Raw genomic sequence first — 22,096 nt, 5'->3', positions numbered from 1 at the left:
AAAAGCATTGATATAAAGTCAATAGATACCGTGATAAGAATCAAGAAAAGAAATAATAATTTTATAAAAAAGATGTAAGTTTTTATAAGATTATTATTTCTGATTGATTAAAACATTAGGATTAAAAGGAGAATTATGCTTTAAAACACCATAAATGATATGTAATAACTTACGCATAGCGGCAATAAGGATAAGCATTTTGGGTTTGCCAGTATCAGACAAACGTTGAGAAAATTGCTTGATAATACAATTATGTCTTAAGGCAGACATAGCAGGCATATAAAAAGACTTACGTAGATCTGAATTACCAGTTCTAGAGATTCTACTAGCACCCCGCACGGAACTGCCAGATTGACGATGCTTAGGATTAAGACCTACAAAAGCTACAACTTGTTTAGCAGAACTAAATTTCTCAATATCTGCTAAAAAAGCAAGAACTACAGCCTGTGTTTTTGCTCCTATGCCTGGTATTGACTCAAGTAACATAGCCTTATTATGAAGATCTTTGTTATTTTTAATATGGTCATTGATTAGTTGTTCAATTTCTTTAATTTGTGTTTCAAGAAATTCAATATGCATTTGAATATTATTAGCAATTGCTTTAGAAGCTCCTTCTAATCTATTTGTTTCTTGTGTTTTATGCTTAATTAAAACATTCAGGCGATTAACTAGCTGCTGTAGTTCTTGAATATAAAGAGGCTGTGGATACCATGCTTCCGGTTTCATTGCTTTGCAAAAATCTGCTATTAATACACTGTCTGCTTTATCTGTTTTTGTACGACTAAGTTTACTCATTGCAAAACCTTTAATACGGGCAGGATTTACTACGCTTACTTTATAACCATAATCGTACAGATATTTAGCTAAATTTTTCCAGTAGATACCTGTTGCTTCCATACAAACATGTCCAGTTCCTCTGCTTTTTAACCATGTTACTAATTTGTTAAACCCTTCAGAATTATTATTAAATTTTCTTGTTTGAACTTTATTATTAATTAACACAGCTGCATCAAATGTCTCTTTAGAAACGTCAATTCCTACAATTATACTATTCATAATCACCAAATTTTATGTTAAATATCTCAAAACCAACCTTGTAAATACAGGCTTTTTGCCTAAGAATACCGTCCGGTTTTTAATTAAAAAAGCTAGTTACTTATCTATAGAACAGGCTATTAGCCTTAGGAACGCTACTGTATACTAGCTTTCTTTTGTGCTATTGCTATAATCTTTTATTTTATTGCAATTTCACTTATTTTTATCATACAAGGAACTAGCTATAGTATTTAATGACGGCTTTGTTGCATACGATGAACTTTATCTTTGATTCCTGCAATAATGTCTTTGTTCATGCTGTTTTGAGCCTTAGTGAGTATATCGCCAAATAGTTCATCCATATTGATTTTAGTGAAATCAACTTTTTGTAATTCCTTAACAGTAAGGCCTCTACAATTTAGACATTCAGGTGTACCAAAGTCTATTTTTAGCTGTTTTCTTGCTTCTTCCTGAAAAATTCTTGCAAGTTTTGACTGAAAGCAGCAATAAGTAGACTTTCTAGCTAAGCAAATACCTAATATCGGAATTCTTGAAGAACAGTAGGTCCCAATATAGTAGCAGTAACCTTTTTTTCTATATAGAGCTAATTCTTGTTCCTTAGATTTGCATTATGATAAGCCTATATCACGCCCCCAGCCAGTCATTGAAGAGCAGCAATTCAAAAAACTAAATACATCTTTTTTGCATTTGCGATGTTTTCCTGAAAATACAGAAACGGGATTTGTTTTAATGTCCTTGCTCATCTGATTTAGCATCGCTAGATGAGCTACTTTAGCTATATCCCTGTTTGGTATAATAGTCGGAGTGTTGCAATTACCTCCTAAACAAAAGATCGAGTTATTACGCAACGATGAGTGTAGCATTGTTTGCTTCTCAGTTGAACAGCTATAATCGTGCTGCCATAGTAAACAAATATTTGCTACTGATTTTTGGCAAGTGCTGTTTTTTAATTCGCAATTTTGAATTTTAAGGTGTTTGCAACCATCTTTTGGATCGCTAGTACATGAAAAAACAATCTTTTGTTTCCAATATGGACGATTGACTTTAAACTTGTCAAAAAATACTCTATCACCACCATCATAGTTGATTCTATTGACCTCATAGCATTCGTTACTTTCTGTTAATTGCTCAAGTTCAGGGTTTAAAACTTGCCAATATTCTGCTACTTCCCTTAGTTCTTGAGTCTTATCTCTGTAGTCATAGTGAAGTATATATTTTTCATTTATGAAAGCTTGTGTAAAATATGTACCAATATGCTCTATAGATATATAGTTTAAAACTACTTAAGTTATTATAAGCCTTTCAGAGTGTTAAATTTCGAGTATAGCTATAAAATTGCTACATTTGTGCTAAAAAAATGTGGTTTTTGATAGCAAAAATTGCCTAAATCACCTGCTATACCTGACATTTTTGGAGGTTAGAAATGGCGCAAAATTTGCGTAATTTTGCAAGCAATAATTGCAAAATTGCTAATAATAACAGTAGCAATAATGCAACTGTCTTTTATCGTTTTATTGGAAATTTTGTTCCAGCAGAATGGAAAGATCTGATTGGAGATAATGCTAAAGCTTTAAGCAAAACATCTAAACAGCTTTTATCATTTATAGTATATAGACTACATATCTATTACAACAAAGATATAGATGAATTACAGGAAAGTTATTACTTTTTTGAAAAAGAGTTAAACCTTCGTTACCGCAGAGTTAGACAATGTTTGGTTGAATTAAGAAATGCAGGTTTTATTAAAGTTGAAAATAGAACAATAATTAAAGGCAATCTCAAGGTACGTAATGTTCTTTGTGTAAAACTTCTAAAAAATTTTCAGCGTTTCACTGAAAAAGAAAAAAAAGAAGAAAAAATTGTCCTTCTGCAACAAAAAAATTTTCACATCAATTTGCAAGAATTTGCAGGTGAACCTGCAAAAAATTGCAGCTACATATATAGATATAATAATAATAAAAAAAATAATAATAGATCTAGATCTACTGAAGATAAGTTAATAGAGAATGATCAAAATAAAAATGAAGATCAACAGCAAAATTTGAAGTTTAAATATACGGAATCTGATGATTTTATAGAAATTGAGTTAGTAGAAAATGAAAAAGAAAATCAACAGCAACAACAGAATTTGAATTTCTATGAGCTTAGTGATGTTAGTAATGACAAGCCATCAAACAAGGATTATGAGCAAAATAGTGAGTTAGCAACTCCAGCTATTACTAAGAATTCAGAGGTTGAAAAGAATGAATGCTATCCCAAAAGAAAAAGACTAGCAGATTATTATCCACTAACACCAGAAGATGCAATTATACTACAACGTATGTCTAGTAGAAGCTTCAACATATACTTCATAAATCAATTACTGTTGAAGTTATCAAATAAATATCCAAACCGTCATTTTGTAAATAAGATAGCAGTGCTAAACTATATGGCAAAAGCCTTAGCAAATGAATTACTAACTACTGATCAGGCTAATAGTGGAAATTTTTTTAATGATGTAGGAAGATTTAAAGAACAGTATCTAGCAAACATTGAATCTGGTACAGATCGTAGTATGAAGGCTCAGTTGAAGCGTAAAATAGCTGGAGTCTTTGAAGCAGATATGGCTTATCAAATTTTAACATCTTGTGATTTTGTAGCAGCGGTTAAAAACAAATATTACATCAAGTTGATTAAGAATATTACACTGTCAGATCATATTAAATTCAAGATATTACAGGAGATACGAGCTGTACATGGCAACGATATTGAGCTGTTACAAGTTATACCATTTGATGAATCAAAACAAGTTACAAATAGCACAACGGAGTATCAAAAAACAACAATTTTACAGCAACAAATAAGTGACGAAGATTACCTTTCAGAACTTAGTAAAGAGCTAGGCTCCAACTCGATTTGGTACAAAGTACGAGAATCTTTGATTAAAAGTTATGGTCAAGCTATCGATAAGTCATGGTTTAGCAAATTAGAAGTTATAAATGAAGATAGTGTTAACAAAAAAATATTCATTAAAGAAAAAACAGAATTTGAAGACAGTTACATCAGAGAGAACTATCTGAAAGATCTTGAGTCCTCTTTTAAAGCTCAAGGATTTTCTTTTGAGTTAGTTAAGTTTAGTAATTTTAATAAAATTTAAAGGGTGATATGGAAAAAGATCTTGCAAAGATTGCTCCAAGTAATATTCAGGCAGAGCAAATGATACTTGGGGCAATTCTGATTAACAATCGTGCGCTATATAACATTAACGAATTTTTACTGCCGGAACATTTTTATGAACCATTACATGGTAAAATATACAAGTCAATTAATCTCATTATTAGTAAAGGAATTAGTGCTACTGTAATTTCGCTCAAAAATATGCTAGGCAATGAACTCGCATTTGAGGAAATAGGTGGAGTAGATTATCTAGCTAAACTTACAACTTTAGCATTAAGTATAGTTAATGTTAATGAATACGGCAAAATAGTATATGATCTCGCGCTGCGGCGTTATTTAATTGAAATTGGAGAAAAAATAGTAACAAATGCATATTCTTCTACTTTAGCAGATTTAGCTATAAGTCAGATCGAAACTGCTGAATCTCAATTATATGATCTAGGTTCAAGATGAACTTTAAGTAAAGGATTTACAAAATTACAAACTTCAATTGAAGAATCATGGACATCAATTTCATCTGCTATTAAAAATAAAAACTCTATTAACGGTATTAGTAGTGGACTACTTGACCTTGATTCAAAGCTTGGAGGATTTAAAAATTCTGACCTAATAATATTAGCTGGCAGGCCATCAATGGGTAAAACTGCTTTAGGAGTTAACTTAGCAATAAATGCTTGTAAATATTTTCTTACTAAAAAAAATACTAAAGATAATGTAGTGCCATCAGTTGGATTCTTTTCTTTAGAAATGTCATCTCAGCAAATCTCTACTCGAATTCTTTCTATAGAATCAGAAATTAATAGCTCTGCATTATTTAACGGTAAAATAGGTGAACAAGATGTTGATAAGTTAAAGACTGTACAAGACGAAATACAAAAGTGGAATTTTTTTATAGATGATGCTCCAGCAATCTCGATATCTGCAATTAGATCTCGAGCTCGTAGACTTAAACGTACTCATAATTTAGCAATATTATTTATTGATTATTTACAGCTAATAAAAATTGATTCCAGAGGAAGTCAGTATAATCGAGTACAGGAGATTTCTGAAATTACTCAGAGCTTAAAAGCTCTTGCTAAAGAGCTCAATATTTCAATCATTGCGTTATCTCAATTGTCTAGAGCTGTAGAACAAAGGTCAGATAAAAAGCCTATTCTTTCAGATCTAAGAGAATCAGGCTCAATTGAACAGGACGCCGATATTGTAATGCTTATATATCGTGACGAATATTACTTGTCTAGATCAGAACCAGATCGAGGTACTCCAGAATACACAGAATGGAAAGCTAGACAAAATAAATGTTATAACACTGCTGAAATAATTGTTGCTAAACACCGTAATGAGCCAGTTGGTACAGTGAAGTTGCACTATAATATTAGGTATTCTAAATTTGGCAATATTGTTAAAAACTCTCAGCAATGTTAATAAACGCTAGATTATGCATAAGATGAAAAAATGCTTGTCCAAAAAAAAATTACAGCAAAATTTTACTCATTAACACCAGAGATATGCAACTCAAGATTGGTTTTTGGCATCGTGATAACTGAATTCAAAAAAATTATAATTTAATTTGCTTCTTTTCCAGTTTTTATCTGGGATTGGAGTATACAAAAAGTTTAAATTATGGTATAATTTATTAATAACTATTTAGAGGTGGAAAATGATAGATTTTTATAGTGAGAGCTTAATAAATAAGCTGTTCAGAACCAACATAAGATTTAACACCAACATTGATCTTGATAAAGTTGAAAGAGCAATAAAATATGCTAAAAAATATCATGGCCAGCAAAAGAGAGATACTGGAGAACTATACTACACACATCCATTAGAAGTAGCCTACATGGTATCAGACTACAGCTTTGAAACAGATACAATTATTACTGCAATACTACATGATACACTTGAAGACACAAAACTAACTAAAGAAAGAATAAGGTACGAATTTGGTGCTAATATTGCAGAACAGGTTTCAGACCTTACCAGAGTTAGGGATAATAAGAAAATCAGTGCTATGGAAATGATACAAATATTACGCAGCCAAAATAAAACAGAACTATTACTGATCAAGCTTTTTGATAGATTCCATAATATTACAACTATATTCATCAAACATCCTCACAAAAGGCAAGAAATAATATTTGAAACTCAGCAAGAATTTATAGCTCTTGCTGAATACCTTAAACTACCAGAGATTGGAGAACGCTTAAGTGAATATTGTAAACTTCATGCTAGCTAAGGATTAAATATATGATATTAAAATCTAAGACTAAGTATACCTTACATAGCGCTATTCAAGATGGTGATATTAAAAAAGTGAAGCAGCTTATTAATAAGGATAGTACACTTGTCAATTCAAAATATAAAGATGGCACTACTGCTTTATCTGTGGCTTTAAAATATAAGAATCTACCTATTGCCGAGATTTTACTAAGCAATGGAGCTAACGTAAACGCACAAGATAATGATGGGCACACTGCTTTACATCTTGTTGTTGACACAATTCAAGTATATTATGAATTTTTCGAAAAATATCCTATCTATTGCAATGATCATATAGCATTACTGCTAAAATATAATGCTGATGTAAATATCGAAAATAATCAAGGTAATACACCTTTATCTGATGCTGTTGAATGCAGATGTATAGAACCTTTAGCAATTATGCTAAAACATAATTCTACTGGTATTAATAAAAAATATGATGAAGGAGAAACACTACTACATATCGCTGTTCGTAATGAAATCATAGATGTTATACAGCTTTTGATTGATTATGGTGCTGATATTGATGCAAAAGATGATAACGGCATGACTCCTATAGATTACGCTGCTAAAAGCGGTAATGCAGATGTATTCAACTTTCTAACGGAACAATCAGTCCCATGGTATTAGGTTTTAACAGATAGCTAATATGTTAATGCTAATAAAGAAAGTTGACGCAGAATACAATTAATATTAAGCTTCATAAAAATATTGTAATTAGATAGAACTGCTATGAGTATTTTGAAATCACCTTTACAACCGTGTTATGCAGTTATGTTAGCATTCGTTGTATTATCTTCACCATCGATATGTACAGCGAATAATAATGTAAACTTCAATGCTTTCAAAGATAGTATTGATACTTCACAATTCTATATAAAATTTTCAACTGGTATTGCTACTAACTACGACACATTAGAAGCTGGAGTTGGTTATAGATTAGATCGGCACAGAATGGATGTAAGATTAGGATTTATGTGTCATCACAACTGTAGAGATAACTTTGTTCAAGGAAATTATTATTATAATATAATTGAAGGTAACAAAGCATCAATTTTTGTTACAGGTGGCCTAGTATCAGTTTTCAATGGTGATAGCGGTACTGGTATAGACTTAGGAGTTGGTACAACAATAAACTTATCAAGAGATACATATTTAGACGGAGTTGGTACAACAATAAACTTATCAAGAGATACATATTTAGACATTGAATGTAGCACAATTGCTAACTATAGACCACTTCCTATTCATATACGATTTGGATTGCGGGTTCACATTTAATAACTAGCAAGTTTTATAGTTAGTAATGATTAGTTCATTAACAGGATTGCGTTGTTCATTGATTGAGTATACGACTGTAACGGTATTGATATTAAAATCTTTGTATAAGTCTCTAATAAAGGCAGTATTATTATTTGAGATCATAATCTTAACACCTTTATTTGTTAATTCTTTGACAAAATCCCGTAATCTAATTTGATCTTTTTCATCAAATGGAAGTCTAGTATAGAACCGTTCTCCAGATTTATGATAAGGAGGATCAAAATAAACAAAATCATTTTGTTGAGGCTCTATAAATGAAAAATCTGTAGCATAAATTGATACACCATGTAGAAGGCGGCTGCATTGGTTTATTCTAGATGCAATATGGAGTTTAATGTAGCATTCACCAGAAAATGTTTGAGCAGATTGTCCATTTTTGTAGACTCTATAAATTCCTCTAAAAGAATATTTATTAAGATATATAAATTTTGCGGTAATTTCATTCGGATTATTACTATATTTGTTTTTAACTTTATAATAATAATCCTTCGAATGATGTTTGTGATATAAACTCAGTAATCTATTGACCTCATTAGGATTATTTTTAACAGCATTATAGCTAGTAATTAAATCAAGATTGATGTCAGACAAAAAACATTGTTTAAAAAGATGCCTAACTTGAAAAAATAAAGCCCCACCTCCAAGGAATGGTTCATAGTAATTATAGTATGGCCCTGAAGGAAGATGCTCTATTAATTTATTAACAATTCTCCTTTTGCCTCCAACTCAATGGAGAAAAGGCTTTAGTTCATTAGAAATTGCTATTGACACAAGAATTTTTGATTAATTAAATCTCTGCTATGAATTATAGCAGAAAATAAGCCTTAAAGCCAGTAATAATAACTGCTACAGAACTTTCTTTATAAATCTTTTTTGAATGATATTTTTGTAGCTAGAGATACAATGTGATAATTTCGCATTCACTTTAAAAAAGATGAAAAAATTTTTCATAATTATGACAAAAAGTCATGTACTGCTAAAAATCTAAATGATATTGTATACCTGATATTATCTGAGATTCAAGATTTAGATAATATTTAGCTAGAGGTTATTTCATTAAAACTTCAGAATCTGTTAGTAAAGGTACAAATGAATCTCTAGCTACACTTTAATTACTACTTCAAATAGCAAAAGTAATGCTATGATTATTAGTTATAAGAATAACAATAAACAAAAAAAATTCTCCACTCCATATAGCTTAAATTTTGTACCTAAATATAAACTTTCAAAAGCAATTTCTTAATATTTTTGTCGAAGTTCCAACTCTAACTCATGCTTTATTTTTGCAACATGCCCTTTCGGTATTATCTCAGTTTCTATGTCCAACTTTAAATTCTTCAATGCGTTTTTCGAAGAGTAATTATCTCCAGCTATTTGAGCCCTGACAGGTAAATCTATTTTATGATTTTGAAGACAAGATTTGCGGCAGGAATTAACAATTTCATCTTTAATATCTAAAGGTAATGGAGAATTATCTAAGAAATCATCTTTCAGAGTATGTTCAACAGATTGAAGTAATACTTCCTTAATAACTAAAAGTATTTCTTTAGTTAAATAAAAGTCAGAATCTTTCATGGTACTAGAAAATAGTTTCTGTACTATATATTTTTTATCTTCTGCATTTATAGAGTCCCAATTTGTTTTAGTATTAGATTTGTTATTTCCATCTTTAGGTGTTGTATCTAACAGCGACTCGTTTATAAGTACATCCATAAGCAAACATTTTTTAGCAATAAGATTATATCCCATAGTATAGAAACTGTATTCTTCAATAAAATGTGATACTCTAAGCCAACATGATAAGTCTTTATCTACCATTGCTTGAGATTTTTTAGAATTTGGTTTTATAACGCCTGCATTGATCAAATATCTAGCTTTAGATTCTGCTAAAAATTCTCGTCCTTCACTGCATAATGCTAATGCGATATTAGTATTTAGATTGTCAACTTTAATTAATTCTAAGTTATCAATTAAAGTCGTAGGTTCAATTTCTAAAATATCATTTACCTTACGTTGAAATACGCAACGAAATTTTTCTTTGACTTCATCTGCAGTAAGTGGTTCTAAAATAGGAAATTCAGTGCAATATTCTATATTTGATGACTTACCTATAACTCTTTCTAACATCTCTAATTTACTGGAATATGGAACTAAAGTAATAAAATCATATAACTCTCTGAACATTTGATCTGGAAGATTATCTCTCAATACTTCTCTAACAGTTTGTGTTGTGCAATTACCATACCTCGTTCCACGTACTGCTTTTTTATTTGCTGGTTTAGGGTCTGATAGTATTACTTCTTCATTAGCTAACTTATAAAACATTTTTTGTTTCATTGCATCATATATTGAGCCAGAAATTATATGGTGTAGTCCTGTAGAACGTGCTACACCATTCTCCATGGTACAATTTATTTTCACAAGTTCGTCATAGTCGTTTATACCGTTCAATTTAGCGATAAGATAATGTGTATACTCCACCTTTGTACTTGCATTATATAAAATTCCATAGTGAATGCCTTCATTATTATCGCGATAATATTTCATAATATTATAATGTAGAATATTATCATCCTTATTCCTAGTAATGCATGGTATATAAGTTTCTCCTCTAAACAGTAAATCATTCATTTTTTTGGTCATTTCTAACCTTTGAATATATATCAGCATTGAAGAAATTTGCTCTTTCAAAAAGAGATCAGAACCATCATCGCATAGTTTTTCAAGGTATGTATTTTCATTGTATATATTTTCAAAAAAATGTCTAAAATCATCTTTGCGTGCTTTATAGCACCAGCTTTTAAAATTATTATATGTATTGTCAAAAAGAGTTATATAAAATGCGCTTTTCAATATTTCTTCAAGATGATAAGTAATATCTTTAAGTTTTATACAGTTATTACCAAATAAAACTTTATAACACTTAATAAGATGTATATATCCAAGCAATGCTGTATAACCGTCACACCCGATGCCTATGTCTATATTATCATTATTACATGATCTATTAATAGATTCAAAATGTTGTACTAAATTTATTTCATAACTATGATTGATAAACTCATCATATAATTTATTTATATCCGTTTCAGGTATATCTTCATACATAACTTCACCCTTAAAATTAATAATCTAAATAGTTAACACTGTAATATCAGTTATTACATATTAAATGAATAATCGCTAGTAAAACTATATACTGTTAATCAATAATAATCAATAACTTTTAATGAAATTGTTATATTTCAAAATTATCATTGCATTAATTCTGAACAAAGAAAAGCAATTATCAAACAACTACTATTGGCTCAAGGGCAGCTTGAAATAAAAGAAGATCTTAATTCGATAGAGAAAAAAGATTTTGACTTAGTTAATACAGCACTTGATTTTTATATTTGTGATATTATGGGTCGTTTTAAAGACGTGCTCGAACCTGATGTTTAAATTAAGAGCAATAAGATAAGTTCAGAACTTTTTCAGTTAATATACTAAATTATCAAAGTCTTTTTTTATAACTCAGGATCAATTGTATATCTAATTTTGAAGGATATTTTGTTTTTTTAGATGTAAATAACAATGCGACAATTTCGCATCTACTTTAAAAAAGATGAAAAATTTTTCATAATTATGACAAAAAGTCATGTACTGATAAAAATCTAAATGATACTGTGTACCTGATATTATCTGAGATTCAAGATTTAGATAATATTTAGTTAGAGATTAAAAGCGTATAAACCTGAAATTTATTTTTTAATCTCTAGCATAACTATTTTAACACTTAAAACAGCAGGAGAATTCTATGCCTATTGAAGACGAAGGTCAAAATAAAATCAATAAATTAACCGAAAAATTATCCACAGAGGGAATTAATAGCACAACAATAAAACAGATAGATAGTGAAATGCAAAAACTATACTTTCAGCTAGAGGAATCTGAGCAAGTAAGCATAAATTGCATAGAGTGGATACAATATTTTAGGCTAATAGTAAATAACTACGACAGAAAAAAAGTAAATATAATAGCTTCTCTAAATGGAATGATTTTTTTATTTAGACAATATATAGCATCAACGAATGTAAGGATTGAAACATTTAACATAGAATTGCTAATAAATAATTCTGTTATCAGAATGAGGAAAAATTTTGAGAATGAGAATATAAATCTAAATGTTCAAAATGACATAAAGCCGATTCTGATTGGAGACAGTTTTCGAATAAAAGCAGTAATAAGTCAGTTAATTGGTAGTGCTATTATAAATAGCAGCAAAAATAGCAAGATTACTATTAACCTCAATCAGTATTCAGAAATATTACAATTTACAGTACAAAACATAGGACTAAGCACTTCTAAAGAAAAATTAGAAAGAATAAATGCTGAACTAGAGAATACGAATTTGGTAATGTATCAAGAACTAGGAGAAGGATTAGCATTTATAAAACATCTTACAGATCAGCTAAAAGGAAGACTAAGAGCAAAAGAGGAAAATAATTACATAACTTTTTCATTTGAAGTGCCAATAACTAGTTTGAATTATTCTTTAGGAGAATGCTATGAAAGAAAAGAAGAAAACAATTAACAAATGGATGGTACAAATTCCTCCAATACCAATTACGTTAGTGAATGGAGAGAGTGAGAATATCGATGAATATATGGAAATAATAACAAAGCTAAGAAAAGCGAAGTATCAGGTCGAGGTAGCTGAATCATTGAAAGAATATTGTACAGATTTAATACAGGAGATTAAATATAGATTTAATATTGCAACGAGTGAAATTGTAAGGCTTGCAAGCGAGATCATGTTAAATGATTCGGAAAATAAAGATAAGCTGAAAACAATATTAAATCGATCAGCAAATCTCCAAGAGTACTGTAATGATGTAGTTTACACGCTTAGAAGCGAAATTGAGCATGAAAATTTATGTTTAAAAAAATTTAGCATACAAAAGCTAGTAAAGGATGCCGTTAGGCGACTAGAAGACATTGCAAAAGAGAAAGATATAAAAATCAATTACATTTTTCAGTACAAAATGAAGGATATTGTGATTGGAAATAGTGATCACTTACAAGCTATATTAAGTCAATTAATAGGGAGCGTCATTAGATTTAATCACAGCTGCAAGGTTATAATTACAGTTCATTTGTTTACTGTAAAAAATTATATAAAAAGCGATAACATACTACAATTTAGAATACACGATACAGGAAGCGGCATTTCAAAAGAAAAATTAGGGAATATAAAAGCTAAATTAGCTCATTTTGACTTGGTACGAGACTATCCGCTAATGCTTGAATCAGGATTATGGTTTGTAAATTACCTTGTCAATCAACTTAATGGAGAAATGGAAATAGAAAGCGAAAAAGACAAGTTTACAACCATTACTTGCAATATTCCAGTACAACTTTTTTAATCAAATTAATTCGCTTCTTTCGCAGTTTTTATCTAAGATTGAAGTATATAAAAAGTTTAATTTATTGTATAATTTATTAAAGATTATTTAGAGATGAAAAATGATAAACTTTTATAGCGAGAGCTTACTAAATAAGCTGTTTGAAACCAACGTAAGATTTAATACTGAAATTGATCTTGATAAAGTTGAAAAAGCAATATTTTATGCCCAAAAATATCATGGTCAGCAAAAGAGAGATACAGGAGAACTATACTACACACATCCATTAGAAGTAGCTTATATGGTATCAGACTACAGCTTTGAAACAGATACGATTATTACAGCAATACTACATGATACCATCGAAGACACAACACTAACTAAAGAAAAAATAGGTCAAGAATTTAGTCATAATATTGCAGAACAGGTTTCAGATCTCACCAGGATTAAGGATAATAAAAAAAATCAGTTCTAGAGAAATGATTCAAACATTTTATAGACAAAATAAAACAGAACTATTATTAATTAAGCTTTTCGACCGATTCCATAATATTCAGACTGTATCAATAAAACCTTATGAAAAAAGACAAGAAATCATACTAGAAACGCAGCAAGAATTTATACCTCTTGCTGAATATCTTAAATTACAAGAAATTGCTATAGAGCTAAATAAATACTGTAAGCTGTATGCTACCTAATAAACTAAAGTTTAATAGGTGGTTAATGTAGTGAATTGCAGAAATTAAAATTCAATAAGAGAATGTTCATGTAGGTTATTTTATTGTATAATTTAAAAAGAATAGAAAATATGAAAAATATATGCATTTATCAAGATTTTTAGATCCAAAGAATGATGTAGCATTTAAAAAGATATTTGGATCAGAAAAAAACAAGGACATACTAATACATTTTCTGAACGATATATTGTTGTTTGAAGGGAATAGAAAAATAATAGAAGTAGAGTTTTTAGGAACGATATTAGATGCAGACATAGCGTCTAAAAAAGAATCAATAGTAGATGTTTTGTGTAAAGATAAAAACGGTGCGCAATATATAATAGAAATGCAAGTAGATCCTACACAAGGATTTGAAAAAAGAGCTCAGTATTATGCCGCAAAAGCATATGGTAGGCAACCAAATAGAGGGAAGGAAGGAAAATACTCAGACCTAAAGGAGGTTATATTTATAGCTATAGCAGATTATAAATTGTTTCCAAATAAAGAAGACTATATATCAAGGCATGTAATATTGGATAAAAAGACATATGAGCATGATCTAAAGGACTTTTCATTTACCTTTATAGAATTACCAAAATTTAAAAAAAATAGAGTGGAAGAGTTGAATAATATAACAGAGAAGTGGTGCTATTTTTTTAAACATGCAAAGGAAACAACATTAGATGGATATCATAAAATAATAGGTGAAGATTTAATAATAAAAAGAGCGTATGAGGCATTAGATCAGTTTAACTGGAGCGAAGATGAACTAATAACCTATGAACAAGAGTTAAAGCGTATATGGGATAATAAAGCAGTCGAAGATTATAAACTCGAACGCGCTAAAGCTGAAGGTAAAGCTGAAGGTATAAAGCTAGGTGAGATTAAAGGCAAAGCTGAAGGTAAAGCCGAAGGCATAAAGCTCGGTGAGGCTAAAGGTAAAGCTGAAGGTAAAGCTGAAGCAAAAAAAGATTTTGCAATAAAATTATTGAAATCTGAATTATCAGTTGAGACAATTGCTGAATATACGGATTTATCAATACAAGAAGTATTAAATTTAAAAAATAGTGTAAAATAATAAGAAATATACAACACAAAATCTTACTTTTGATGTGTTGTATGCTACTTCTATTAGATGCTTTATATCACACTACAAGTTCTATACTATACTGAACATTGAGAAGGGCATTCTTTAAGGCCTCAATGTCCTTAACATGACCGCACCATTCTTGACGAAAGCTATTCCATTTTAAGCTATGAAGGCGAATGTAGTGCTTAGTGTTTTCATCTGGTTCAGAGGAAAATTTTAAAATCACAGCAGCTTTATTTTGCTGTTCTTTATCAAAAATATCTTTACCGATTATAGTCCAATGATTCTGAACATTTGGATGTAAAGATAGCTGGTTCAAAAAAAAGTAGCATTATTTTTTGAACTCTAAGATTTAAGACTATATCTCTTAATATTTAGGAATATTTTTTGATATATAGTCATTTACAATGAAGTTTGCGTATAAAATATCCTGTTAGTAAATCTTATGATACTATTGTCGCTTTTTTTATGCTCAAACCTCATTGTAAATGACTATAGTCTATAATCTAGAATAATAAAACATTCTTAACTTATGAACATGTAACTCTGTACCTTGATTCTAAAAATTAATCAGTTATGATGCGGAGATTGCTTTTTTTAATTTTTTGTGCAAGTTCATTTGCTAACTGGTATGCGTACACATTATCAGAATCATATTTAATAGCCAGGTTACAACTTTCAATTGCTTCTTGATGTCGCCCCAATTCATTCAAAGCAATTCCTTTATTAGACTTCTTTCGAAACTGGTTAAAGTAGTTCAAGATTATTGCTGATAAATATCGAAATAAACCTAAAAGATTCGGTCTTAGATTTAATTTGTTATAATTTTGAACTACTTTAACTAGTTTCGAAAGATGCCTATTAATTAAACTCCTAATTCTAGGAGGTCCAATATGCTTTTCCGGCACTTTGCTGGTATCCTTAACTCTATATGGTAAGCCTAATTTAGCGAAAAATGCATTAATTATTTCTTTTACTCTTTCATGAATCATCTCGGAATCTTTAATAACAACCTTTTTGCCATTAACTGTTATGATTTTTGGGTTTAAATCTACTGCTCTATCTCCTAAACCAGTTCCATCTTTTCTAAATCTTCTCATAGTAAGCAATATATGTGTATGCCAGTTTTTATCTCCTATTTGAGGCTTATGAATGTCTATCTGTACTCCAAGACCATTTTGCACCCATTCCATTGCATCAACTATTCGATGAGTTAGTTCTATTCTATGCTCTAAATTTAGCTCCTTCTCGTCTGGCAATGCTATTACTATATCCTTCAACAACTTACTATTTTCTCTTGTTTCTGTTCGTTCTACCTCATTCATTAATGTTTGAATATTCTTGAAGTCTTGATTTACATAATCCGGTATCAGCACTGTATGATATACATTATCTTTCTTACGAGAGAAGTTATACTTTATACCTGTCTTCTCGTTTTCAACAATAGTTCTTGCATTATACGCTGCCTTACGACAACTATCACCTCCTGTACTTCTACTTAAAAATTCAATCCTTGTAAACTGTATCGCCATCTCAATACCAATTCTCACCTGAGTTTTAAGTTAGCATGGTTTTTTTGATTTTGCTAGCACAAACTTCTTTTTTTTTAACATTCAATCGGTTAATGAGTACTCATTTTTTAACAGTAAACTTTCAAGTTTACGTATTGCGTAGTAAGCTTATTTTTCAATGAAGCTTCTAACCTTGAATTCACGTTTTTTTGACTATAATTATTTGATGTTGGTTTGGTAGGCGCGGTTTTTTTTCTTTACTGGAATTTTATTTTGATATATTCTTGCCTGATTTTTTTATCTTTCTGAATTACTAACATGGCAAATCTTATGCAGCAAAAAATTACTCTTCAACAAAAAAAGGCTAGGCTAATCATGGATGAGGTTAACCTTAAAATTAAAGAACGTAAAATGCGTACTCGACGTCTTATCGAAATGGGTGGATTAGTTGCTAAAGCTAAGCTTGATCACTTATCAGCAAATACTTTATTTGGTGCAATTGTTTCACTAAAAGAAACTTTAACACAACATCCAAATGTTCAGGATCATTGGACTACAATAGGTAAAGATATTTTTGATAAAGAACAGCAAAATAAAGCGGCTGTGATTTTAAAATTCACCTCTGAACCAGATGAAAACACTAAGCGCCACATTCGCCTTCATGGCTTAAAATGGAACAGTTTTCGTCAAGAATGGTGCGGCCATGTTAAGGATATTGAGGCCTTAAAGAATGGCCTTCTCAATGTTCAGTATAAACTTGAGCTTGTATCTTAGATAATAGTTCAAACTATATGCACAGCTAGCAATATTAGTACTGATAGAAAATATAGAGTAAGAATTTTAGAATAACATAACTGATGGTAATAATAAAAAAAATAAAGAATTTTGATGAAATCTCTGATAGTATTAAAAATAAGGCTGTAAAAAAGAAAATTTGTAACAGCACATTTGATTTAGCAATTATCACAGCTAATCAAAAATTTAAAGGGGAATTTTTATAAATCATATGAAATATATGACAGTATTATTAATACAGTTACATCTGTTGCATCAAAATAATCTGCTCATATAACAGTATTTAATTTTAGGGTAAAGATATGCTAGCAGACAAATTTTGTAATAAAGGAAATTCATTTCTTAAGTTGGGAAAATATCAAAAAGCAATTAAAAATTATGATGTAGCTATTAAGTGTAATCCAGATTGTATAGAAGCTTATTATGCTAAAGGAATTTCTTTATACGAACTAGGACAATATCAAGAGGCAATAAAGAATTATGATACAGCTATTCGATACAATCCAAATGATGCAGAAGCTTATTATCATAAAGGAATATCTTTAGACAAATTAGGCCAATATCAAGAAGCAATTAAAAATTATGATCAAGCTATTCAATATGATTCAACTAATCTAGGTATTTATATTAATAGAGGAGTTTCTTTATGCGAACTTGGACACCATCAAGAGGCAATAAAAAATTATGATGTAGCTATTAAGTACAAACCTAATTATTCAAAAGCTTATGTTAATAAAGGAGTTTGTTTATGTGAATCAGGACAATATCAAAAAGCAATAGAAAATTTTGATTTAGCTATTAAGTATAATCCTAATGATGCAGAAGCTTATTATAATAAAGGAAATTGTTTAGATGAATTAGGACAATTTCAAGAAGCAATAGAAAATTTTGATTTAGCTATTAAGTATAAACCTGATTATGCAGATGCTTATTATAATAAAGGAGTTTGTTTAGGTAAATTAGGACAACATCAAGAAGCAATAGAAAACTACGATTTAGCTATTAAGTATAAACCTGATTATGCAAATGCTTATGTTAATAAAGGAGTTTCTTTAGCTGAATTAGGACAATTTCAAGAAGCAATAGAAAACTACGATTTAGCTATTAAGTATAATCCTAATCATGCAGAAGCTTATTATAATAAAGGAAATTGTTTAGATAAATTAGGACAATTTCAAGAAACAATAGAAAATTTTGATTTAGCTATTAAGTACAAACCTAATTATTCAAAAGCTTATGTTAATAAAGGAGTTTGTTTATGTGAATCAGGACAATATCAAAAAGCAATAGAAAATTTTGATTTAGCTATTAAGTATAATCCTAATGATGCAGAAGCTTATTATAATAAAGGAAATTGTTTAGATGAATTAGGACAATTTCAAGAAGCAATAGAAAATTTTGATTTAGCTATTAAGTACAAACCTAATTATTCAAAAGCTTATGTTAATAAAGGAGTTTGTTTATGTAAATCAGGACAATATCAAAAAGCAATAGAAAATTTTGATTTAGCTATTAAGTATAAACTTAATTATGCAGAAGCTTATTATAATAAAGGAGTTTCTTTAGCTGAATTAGGGCGCAATCAAGAGGCAATTGAAAATTATGATATAGCTATTAAGTATAAACCAGATTTGATAGAAGCTTATGTTAATAAAGGAATTACTTTGAATGAATTAGGGCACCATCAAGAGGCGATTAAAAATTATGATATAGCTATTAAGTATCAACCAGATTTGGTAGAAGCTTATCATGCTAAAGGAAATGCTTTGAAAAATCTTGGAAAGCTACTAGAAGCAATTGACAATTATGATCAAGCTATTCGATACAGCACAAATTACGCAGGCTCTTACAATAATAAAGGATCTGCTTTATGTATACTAGAACAATATCAAGAGGCAATAGAGAATTTTGATTTGGCTATTAAGTATCAACCAGATTTTTCAGAGGCTTACTATAATAGACCTCTTTCGAAACTGGTTAACGTATCAAAATTATAAATGCCAGAGATCAAATTAAATCTAAGACCGAATCTTTTACGTCTATTTCGATATTTATCAGCAATAATTTTGAACTACCTTAACCAGTTTCGAAAGAGGTCTAGTTTAAAATAGCGGATTAACATTGCAGTCAAAAATTGATACAGTTAGCAGAAATTTATCTACTAGTGCTGCTTAACATTAGTTCTCTTTGACTGATGAATCATAACATCAGTAACATCTCATGCCTTTTGCTACATATCTGTGAGTTCTAATTGTACTATGAACAAAACCTCTCTTATCCATCAAGAAAATAATTTTTTCTTTGTCTTTGTATCGTTTTATCTTATTCTGAAATTTTAATCTCTCTTCTTTTTTGACTTTAGATGTTTTAAAGTTTTTCTTATATGTAATATTTAATCTCTTTAAGCTTTTTGTATACCTAACTTACTTACTCATAGTCGTTCAGCTCTTTCATATTGATATGCGTTACTATCTTGTCTCACGTCTTCTTTTAGTTTATCAATAAAGATTTTTGTTAAAGCTCTGTTTCTGTTTTTTAACGCAATATGTTTTAATGCAATACAAACACTGTATTCTTTCCTATCACAAAACGTTTTGATACTGATTCAAAACTAATTTTCGCTCTTTCCTTATATGTTCAGCACATTTTTTCAGAAAACCTATAGAATATGTCATACTAATTACTTTTTCATTAGACCTATTTCGAAACTGGTTAAAGTAGTTCAAAATTATAAATGCCAGAGATCAAATTAAATCTAAGAGAGAATCTTTTACGTCTATTTCGATATTTGTCAGCAATAATTTTGAAGCGTTTTAGTATACCAATAACGTTTTCATTCACAACTCTTGCTCCTGCTAACCTATGATTATTCTTTTTATCATTTTTAGTTAAAGGATTTTTCTTGCTTTTTTTCTTTGGTAATTCAGAATTATTGTGAATTTTTTGTATGCCTTGATATCCTGTATCAGTAATCACTTTTACCTTAGGATGGATAAGAATTTTGGATTTCTTAAATAATCTAAAGTCATGTTTTTTACCGTTAGAAAAATCTGTACATATTACTTGCGCGTTTTCTTATCTACCACTATTTGAGTTTTTAGTGTATGCCTTTTCTTCTTTCCTGAATAATAGAATTTTTGTTTTTTTAGGTCTTTCTATAGGACTCTCAGTAGCATCAATCAAGACTACTTCATAATTCATATCACTCTTCATTAAAGCTTTACGGCCTGGAAGAGCAAAGTTTTGGTGTTTAACTAGGGTGTCTTCTACCCATTTTACAGCTTTATATGCTGAACTTTCACTAATTCCATAGTTCTGACCTATATGGAAATAAGTACGGTATTCTCTAAGGTATTCTAACACCATCAGCAACTGTTCCTCCAAATTGAGCTTATTTTTACGTCCACCTTTTGATTTCTTAAGACCATCAGCTTTCCTCAAAATATCCACCATCTTTGAAAATGTCCTCTTCCTTACTCCTGTTAATCGATGAAATTTTTCATCCTTTAACTCTTTAATCTGATCTAATTTCATTATTACTTCAAATTAGATTTTTATAACACCATTCTACATCATTCTCTAGTTTCGAAAGAAGTCTATTAATTTTTTCATCTTTAAGATTAATTCTTGTTTGCCCACTATCAGAAATCTCAAGCTTTAGTAAATTGTCAGCTTCTAACTCATATTCTACTGCATATATATTATTAACGTTTACCAAAGCAATAAGCCCTATCATAAATCTCAAAACTCTAATACTCATTTTTTTATTCCATTCTCTTTAACACCAGTCAACAATAAAAGGTAATTAGGAGTTCGCTTGTAAGTCAGAAAGTAAGTCTTATCGACAGCTATATGTTTACTATCGCTAAACCAATAACGAAGCGTGCCACTAATTAATACTCCATTCATTTATCACTTCAACATTCTTCGGAAAAAAGACTGAAGATACATTTGAGCCTTTAACAAATTGCAAATGATTATGAAAAAATTTATTTAAAGATTCAGTATTACTGAATACCACCTTCATGTCAGCTATTTGCCTTTCCACCTCATTTGGAGAAGTAGTAAGTAAGAGTTTCGTCACATAAATTGCCCATTCCTTTAAATAGGTTTCATGGTAATTTTTTGATGAAATCGTCATTTTACGATCAGGCTCAATTGCTGGAATTAATAACCACTTTTCTTCTTTGGTAATTGCAGCCATTATCGCAATTATATTAGCTGCAGCTAGCAATATAGTTACTGAAAGTAAGCATTTATTATATTTAACCAGCTCTTGTATAGCATTTTGCTTAAAGAGATGATTCATTATTTGCCAACTTTTTTGCCTAAAAGCCTTGGATATCCTAATGAAGCTAACAATACCACTTTAGCTACTAAAAAACTTTTTAGCAAAAAATTCTCCGATACCTTCTTAAATTTCTTAAAGCAATAACATAGAGCAATTCCTCCAACCATAAATGCTAGGCCTAATTTAGCATGCCTACTGTTTAGTAGTACAATTCCTGGAGCTACTCCAGATAATACTACTCCCCATTCATCAATGCTCAAACCTATATACTTCAACGGCCTCGATAATGCCCAACATAATTTTTGATTTTGCATAATTACCTTCAGCCTCAATTTTAGCATGAGATTTCTCGTTCTGCTACTATAATGTTTAAATTAGCTAAATATCTTCAAACATAGATTTTACCTGCAATAATTAGTTTACATACATGCATGTGTGACATGAAGTCGCACTATTCCTACCATAAAGTTTATATCGGTCAGATAGTATTATAAATATTATAACTGCTA

Annotated in this window: 15 protein-coding genes and 8 pseudogenes; 13 read left to right on the top strand and 10 right to left on the bottom strand. The window is 29.9% G+C overall.

All coding sequences use genetic code 11. The features are described from left to right. Positions 1-93: 93 nt before the first annotated feature. Positions 94-1,062, bottom strand: a complete 969-nt coding sequence (locus tag DK405_RS00680; protein WP_012460827.1) for an IS110-like element ISOt5 family transposase — start codon at positions 1,060-1,062, stop codon at positions 94-96. 224 nt (positions 1,063-1,286) lie between these two features. Then, positions 1,287-2,324: pseudogene (locus DK405_RS13505) on the bottom strand (conjugal transfer protein TraN); the annotation flags it as partial. A gap of 155 nt (positions 2,325-2,479) precedes the next feature. On the opposite strand from DK405_RS13505, the gene DK405_RS00670 reads away from it, so the two are divergent. The 5 genes and pseudogenes from DK405_RS00670 to DK405_RS00650 all read left to right on the top strand — a co-directional run bounded on the left by DK405_RS00670 (position 2,480) and on the right by DK405_RS00650 (position 7,755). After that, on the top strand, positions 2,480-4,192 hold the full coding sequence (locus tag DK405_RS00670; protein ID WP_109510534.1) for a DnaA N-terminal domain-containing protein: 1,713 nt from the start codon (positions 2,480-2,482) through the stop codon (positions 4,190-4,192). A gap of 8 nt (positions 4,193-4,200) precedes the next feature. Beyond that, a pseudogene (locus DK405_RS00665) lies at positions 4,201-5,637 on the top strand (replicative DNA helicase). Positions 5,638-5,872: 235 nt separating this feature from the next. Then, positions 5,873-6,448: an HD domain-containing protein gene (locus tag DK405_RS00660; RefSeq protein WP_109510533.1), complete on the top strand. Its 576-nt coding sequence runs from the start codon at positions 5,873-5,875 to the stop codon at positions 6,446-6,448. 11 nt (positions 6,449-6,459) lie between these two features. Next, on the top strand, positions 6,460-7,104 hold the full coding sequence (locus tag DK405_RS00655) for an ankyrin repeat domain-containing protein (RefSeq protein WP_109510532.1): 645 nt from the start codon (positions 6,460-6,462) through the stop codon (positions 7,102-7,104). Positions 7,105-7,206: 102 nt separating this feature from the next. Continuing rightward, complete coding sequence (locus DK405_RS00650; RefSeq protein WP_045912774.1) at positions 7,207-7,755, top strand: hypothetical protein; 549 nt, start codon at positions 7,207-7,209, stop codon at positions 7,753-7,755. A 3-nt stretch (positions 7,756-7,758) separates the two neighbouring features. Here DK405_RS00650 and DK405_RS00645 read toward each other — a convergent pair. Continuing rightward, positions 7,759-8,568: pseudogene (locus DK405_RS00645) on the bottom strand (DNA adenine methylase). Positions 8,569-9,036: 468 nt separating this feature from the next. Further along, a complete protein-coding gene (locus tag DK405_RS00640) occupies positions 9,037-10,905 on the bottom strand; it encodes a hypothetical protein (protein ID WP_045913037.1) in 1,869 nt (622 codons plus the stop codon). A gap of 195 nt (positions 10,906-11,100) precedes the next feature. Between DK405_RS00640 and DK405_RS00635 the strand changes: the two genes are divergently transcribed. The 5 genes and pseudogenes from DK405_RS00635 to DK405_RS00615 all read left to right on the top strand — a co-directional run bounded on the left by DK405_RS00635 (position 11,101) and on the right by DK405_RS00615 (position 14,978). After that, positions 11,101-11,241 (top strand): hypothetical protein, encoded by a 141-nt coding sequence (locus tag DK405_RS00635; protein ID WP_012461033.1) that lies wholly within the window; start codon positions 11,101-11,103, stop codon positions 11,239-11,241. A gap of 355 nt (positions 11,242-11,596) precedes the next feature. Further along, positions 11,597-12,373 carry an ATP-binding protein gene (locus tag DK405_RS13500; RefSeq protein ID WP_064612724.1) on the top strand — a complete coding sequence of 259 codons (777 nt, stop codon included), beginning with the start codon at positions 11,597-11,599 and terminating at the stop codon, positions 12,371-12,373. Then, complete coding sequence (locus tag DK405_RS13495; RefSeq protein WP_064612725.1) at positions 12,348-13,205, top strand: sensor histidine kinase; 858 nt, start codon at positions 12,348-12,350, stop codon at positions 13,203-13,205. The genes DK405_RS13500 and DK405_RS13495 overlap by 26 nt, the downstream gene beginning before the upstream one ends. Before the next feature lie 100 nt (positions 13,206-13,305). Further along, positions 13,306-13,882: pseudogene (locus DK405_RS00620) on the top strand (HD domain-containing protein). Between the two features lie 121 nt (positions 13,883-14,003). Beyond that, entirely contained in the window at positions 14,004-14,978 is a 975-nt protein-coding gene (locus DK405_RS00615; RefSeq protein WP_064612726.1) for an Rpn family recombination-promoting nuclease/putative transposase, read from the top strand. A gap of 67 nt (positions 14,979-15,045) precedes the next feature. On the opposite strand, the pseudogene DK405_RS00610 reads toward DK405_RS00615, so the two are convergent. Together DK405_RS00610 and DK405_RS00605 are read right to left on the bottom strand one after the other, a co-directional pair. Then, positions 15,046-15,300, bottom strand: a pseudogene (locus DK405_RS00610) (conjugal transfer protein TraD); the annotation flags it as partial. 550 nt (positions 15,301-15,850) lie between these two features. After that, a pseudogene (locus DK405_RS00605) lies at positions 15,851-16,522 on the bottom strand (MobA/MobL family protein); the annotation flags it as partial. Positions 16,523-16,819: 297 nt separating this feature from the next. On the opposite strand from DK405_RS00605, the gene DK405_RS00600 reads away from it, so the two are divergent. The 3 genes from DK405_RS00600 (at position 16,820) to DK405_RS00595 (ending at position 19,293) form a co-directional block, all read left to right on the top strand. After that, a complete protein-coding gene (locus tag DK405_RS00600; RefSeq protein ID WP_045915087.1) occupies positions 16,820-17,275 on the top strand; it encodes a conjugal transfer protein TraD in 456 nt (151 codons plus the stop codon). A gap of 83 nt (positions 17,276-17,358) precedes the next feature. Further along, positions 17,359-17,502, top strand: a complete 144-nt coding sequence (locus DK405_RS12670) for a hypothetical protein (protein WP_155367724.1) — start codon at positions 17,359-17,361, stop codon at positions 17,500-17,502. 96 nt (positions 17,503-17,598) lie between these two features. Beyond that, entirely contained in the window at positions 17,599-19,293 is a 1,695-nt protein-coding gene (locus DK405_RS00595) for a tetratricopeptide repeat protein (RefSeq protein WP_064612727.1), read from the top strand. Between the two features lie 715 nt (positions 19,294-20,008). Here the strand turns inward: DK405_RS00595 and DK405_RS00585 are convergent. From DK405_RS00585 to DK405_RS00570, 4 genes and pseudogenes are all read right to left on the bottom strand, one after another. Then, positions 20,009-20,830 (bottom strand): annotated as a pseudogene (locus DK405_RS00585) (IS5 family transposase). 7 nt (positions 20,831-20,837) lie between these two features. After that, complete coding sequence (locus tag DK405_RS00580; RefSeq protein ID WP_064612933.1) at positions 20,838-21,056, bottom strand: hypothetical protein; 219 nt, start codon at positions 21,054-21,056, stop codon at positions 20,838-20,840. Next, positions 21,053-21,605 (bottom strand): annotated as a pseudogene (locus tag DK405_RS00575) (TraE/TraK family type IV conjugative transfer system protein). Before DK405_RS00575 ends, DK405_RS00580 begins: the two are co-directional and overlap by 4 nt. Then, positions 21,605-21,928, bottom strand: a complete 324-nt coding sequence (locus DK405_RS00570; RefSeq protein ID WP_064612934.1) for a hypothetical protein — start codon at positions 21,926-21,928, stop codon at positions 21,605-21,607. The pseudogene DK405_RS00575 and the gene DK405_RS00570 overlap by 1 nt, the downstream one beginning before the upstream one ends. Positions 21,929-22,096: the final 168 nt, after the last annotated feature.

The sequence above is a fragment of the Orientia tsutsugamushi genome, from assembly GCF_900327275.1.
Taxonomy (GTDB): domain Bacteria; phylum Pseudomonadota; class Alphaproteobacteria; order Rickettsiales; family Rickettsiaceae; genus Orientia; species Orientia tsutsugamushi.
This window is presented reverse-complemented; position numbering and strand designations above follow the sequence as displayed.

Coding starts and splice junctions, on each gene's coding strand:
- DK405_RS00670 (WP_109510534.1), top strand. CDS start 2,480: ATGGCGCAAAATTTGCGTAATTTTGCAAGCAATAATTGCAAAATTGCT.
- DK405_RS00660 (WP_109510533.1), top strand. CDS start 5,873: ATGATAGATTTTTATAGTGAGAGCTTAATAAATAAGCTGTTCAGAACC.
- DK405_RS00655 (WP_109510532.1), top strand. CDS start 6,460: ATGATATTAAAATCTAAGACTAAGTATACCTTACATAGCGCTATTCAA.
- DK405_RS00650 (WP_045912774.1), top strand. CDS start 7,207: ATGAGTATTTTGAAATCACCTTTACAACCGTGTTATGCAGTTATGTTA.
- DK405_RS00640 (WP_045913037.1), bottom strand. CDS start 10,905: ATGTATGAAGATATACCTGAAACGGATATAAATAAATTATATGATGAG.
- DK405_RS13500 (WP_064612724.1), top strand. CDS start 11,597: ATGCCTATTGAAGACGAAGGTCAAAATAAAATCAATAAATTAACCGAA.
- DK405_RS13495 (WP_064612725.1), top strand. CDS start 12,348: ATGAAAGAAAAGAAGAAAACAATTAACAAATGGATGGTACAAATTCCT.
- DK405_RS00615 (WP_064612726.1), top strand. CDS start 14,004: ATGCATTTATCAAGATTTTTAGATCCAAAGAATGATGTAGCATTTAAA.
- DK405_RS00600 (WP_045915087.1), top strand. CDS start 16,820: ATGGCAAATCTTATGCAGCAAAAAATTACTCTTCAACAAAAAAAGGCT.
- DK405_RS12670 (WP_155367724.1), top strand. CDS start 17,359: ATGGTAATAATAAAAAAAATAAAGAATTTTGATGAAATCTCTGATAGT.
- DK405_RS00595 (WP_064612727.1), top strand. CDS start 17,599: ATGCTAGCAGACAAATTTTGTAATAAAGGAAATTCATTTCTTAAGTTG.
- DK405_RS00580 (WP_064612933.1), bottom strand. CDS start 21,056: ATGAGTATTAGAGTTTTGAGATTTATGATAGGGCTTATTGCTTTGGTA.
- DK405_RS00570 (WP_064612934.1), bottom strand. CDS start 21,928: ATGCTAAAATTGAGGCTGAAGGTAATTATGCAAAATCAAAAATTATGT.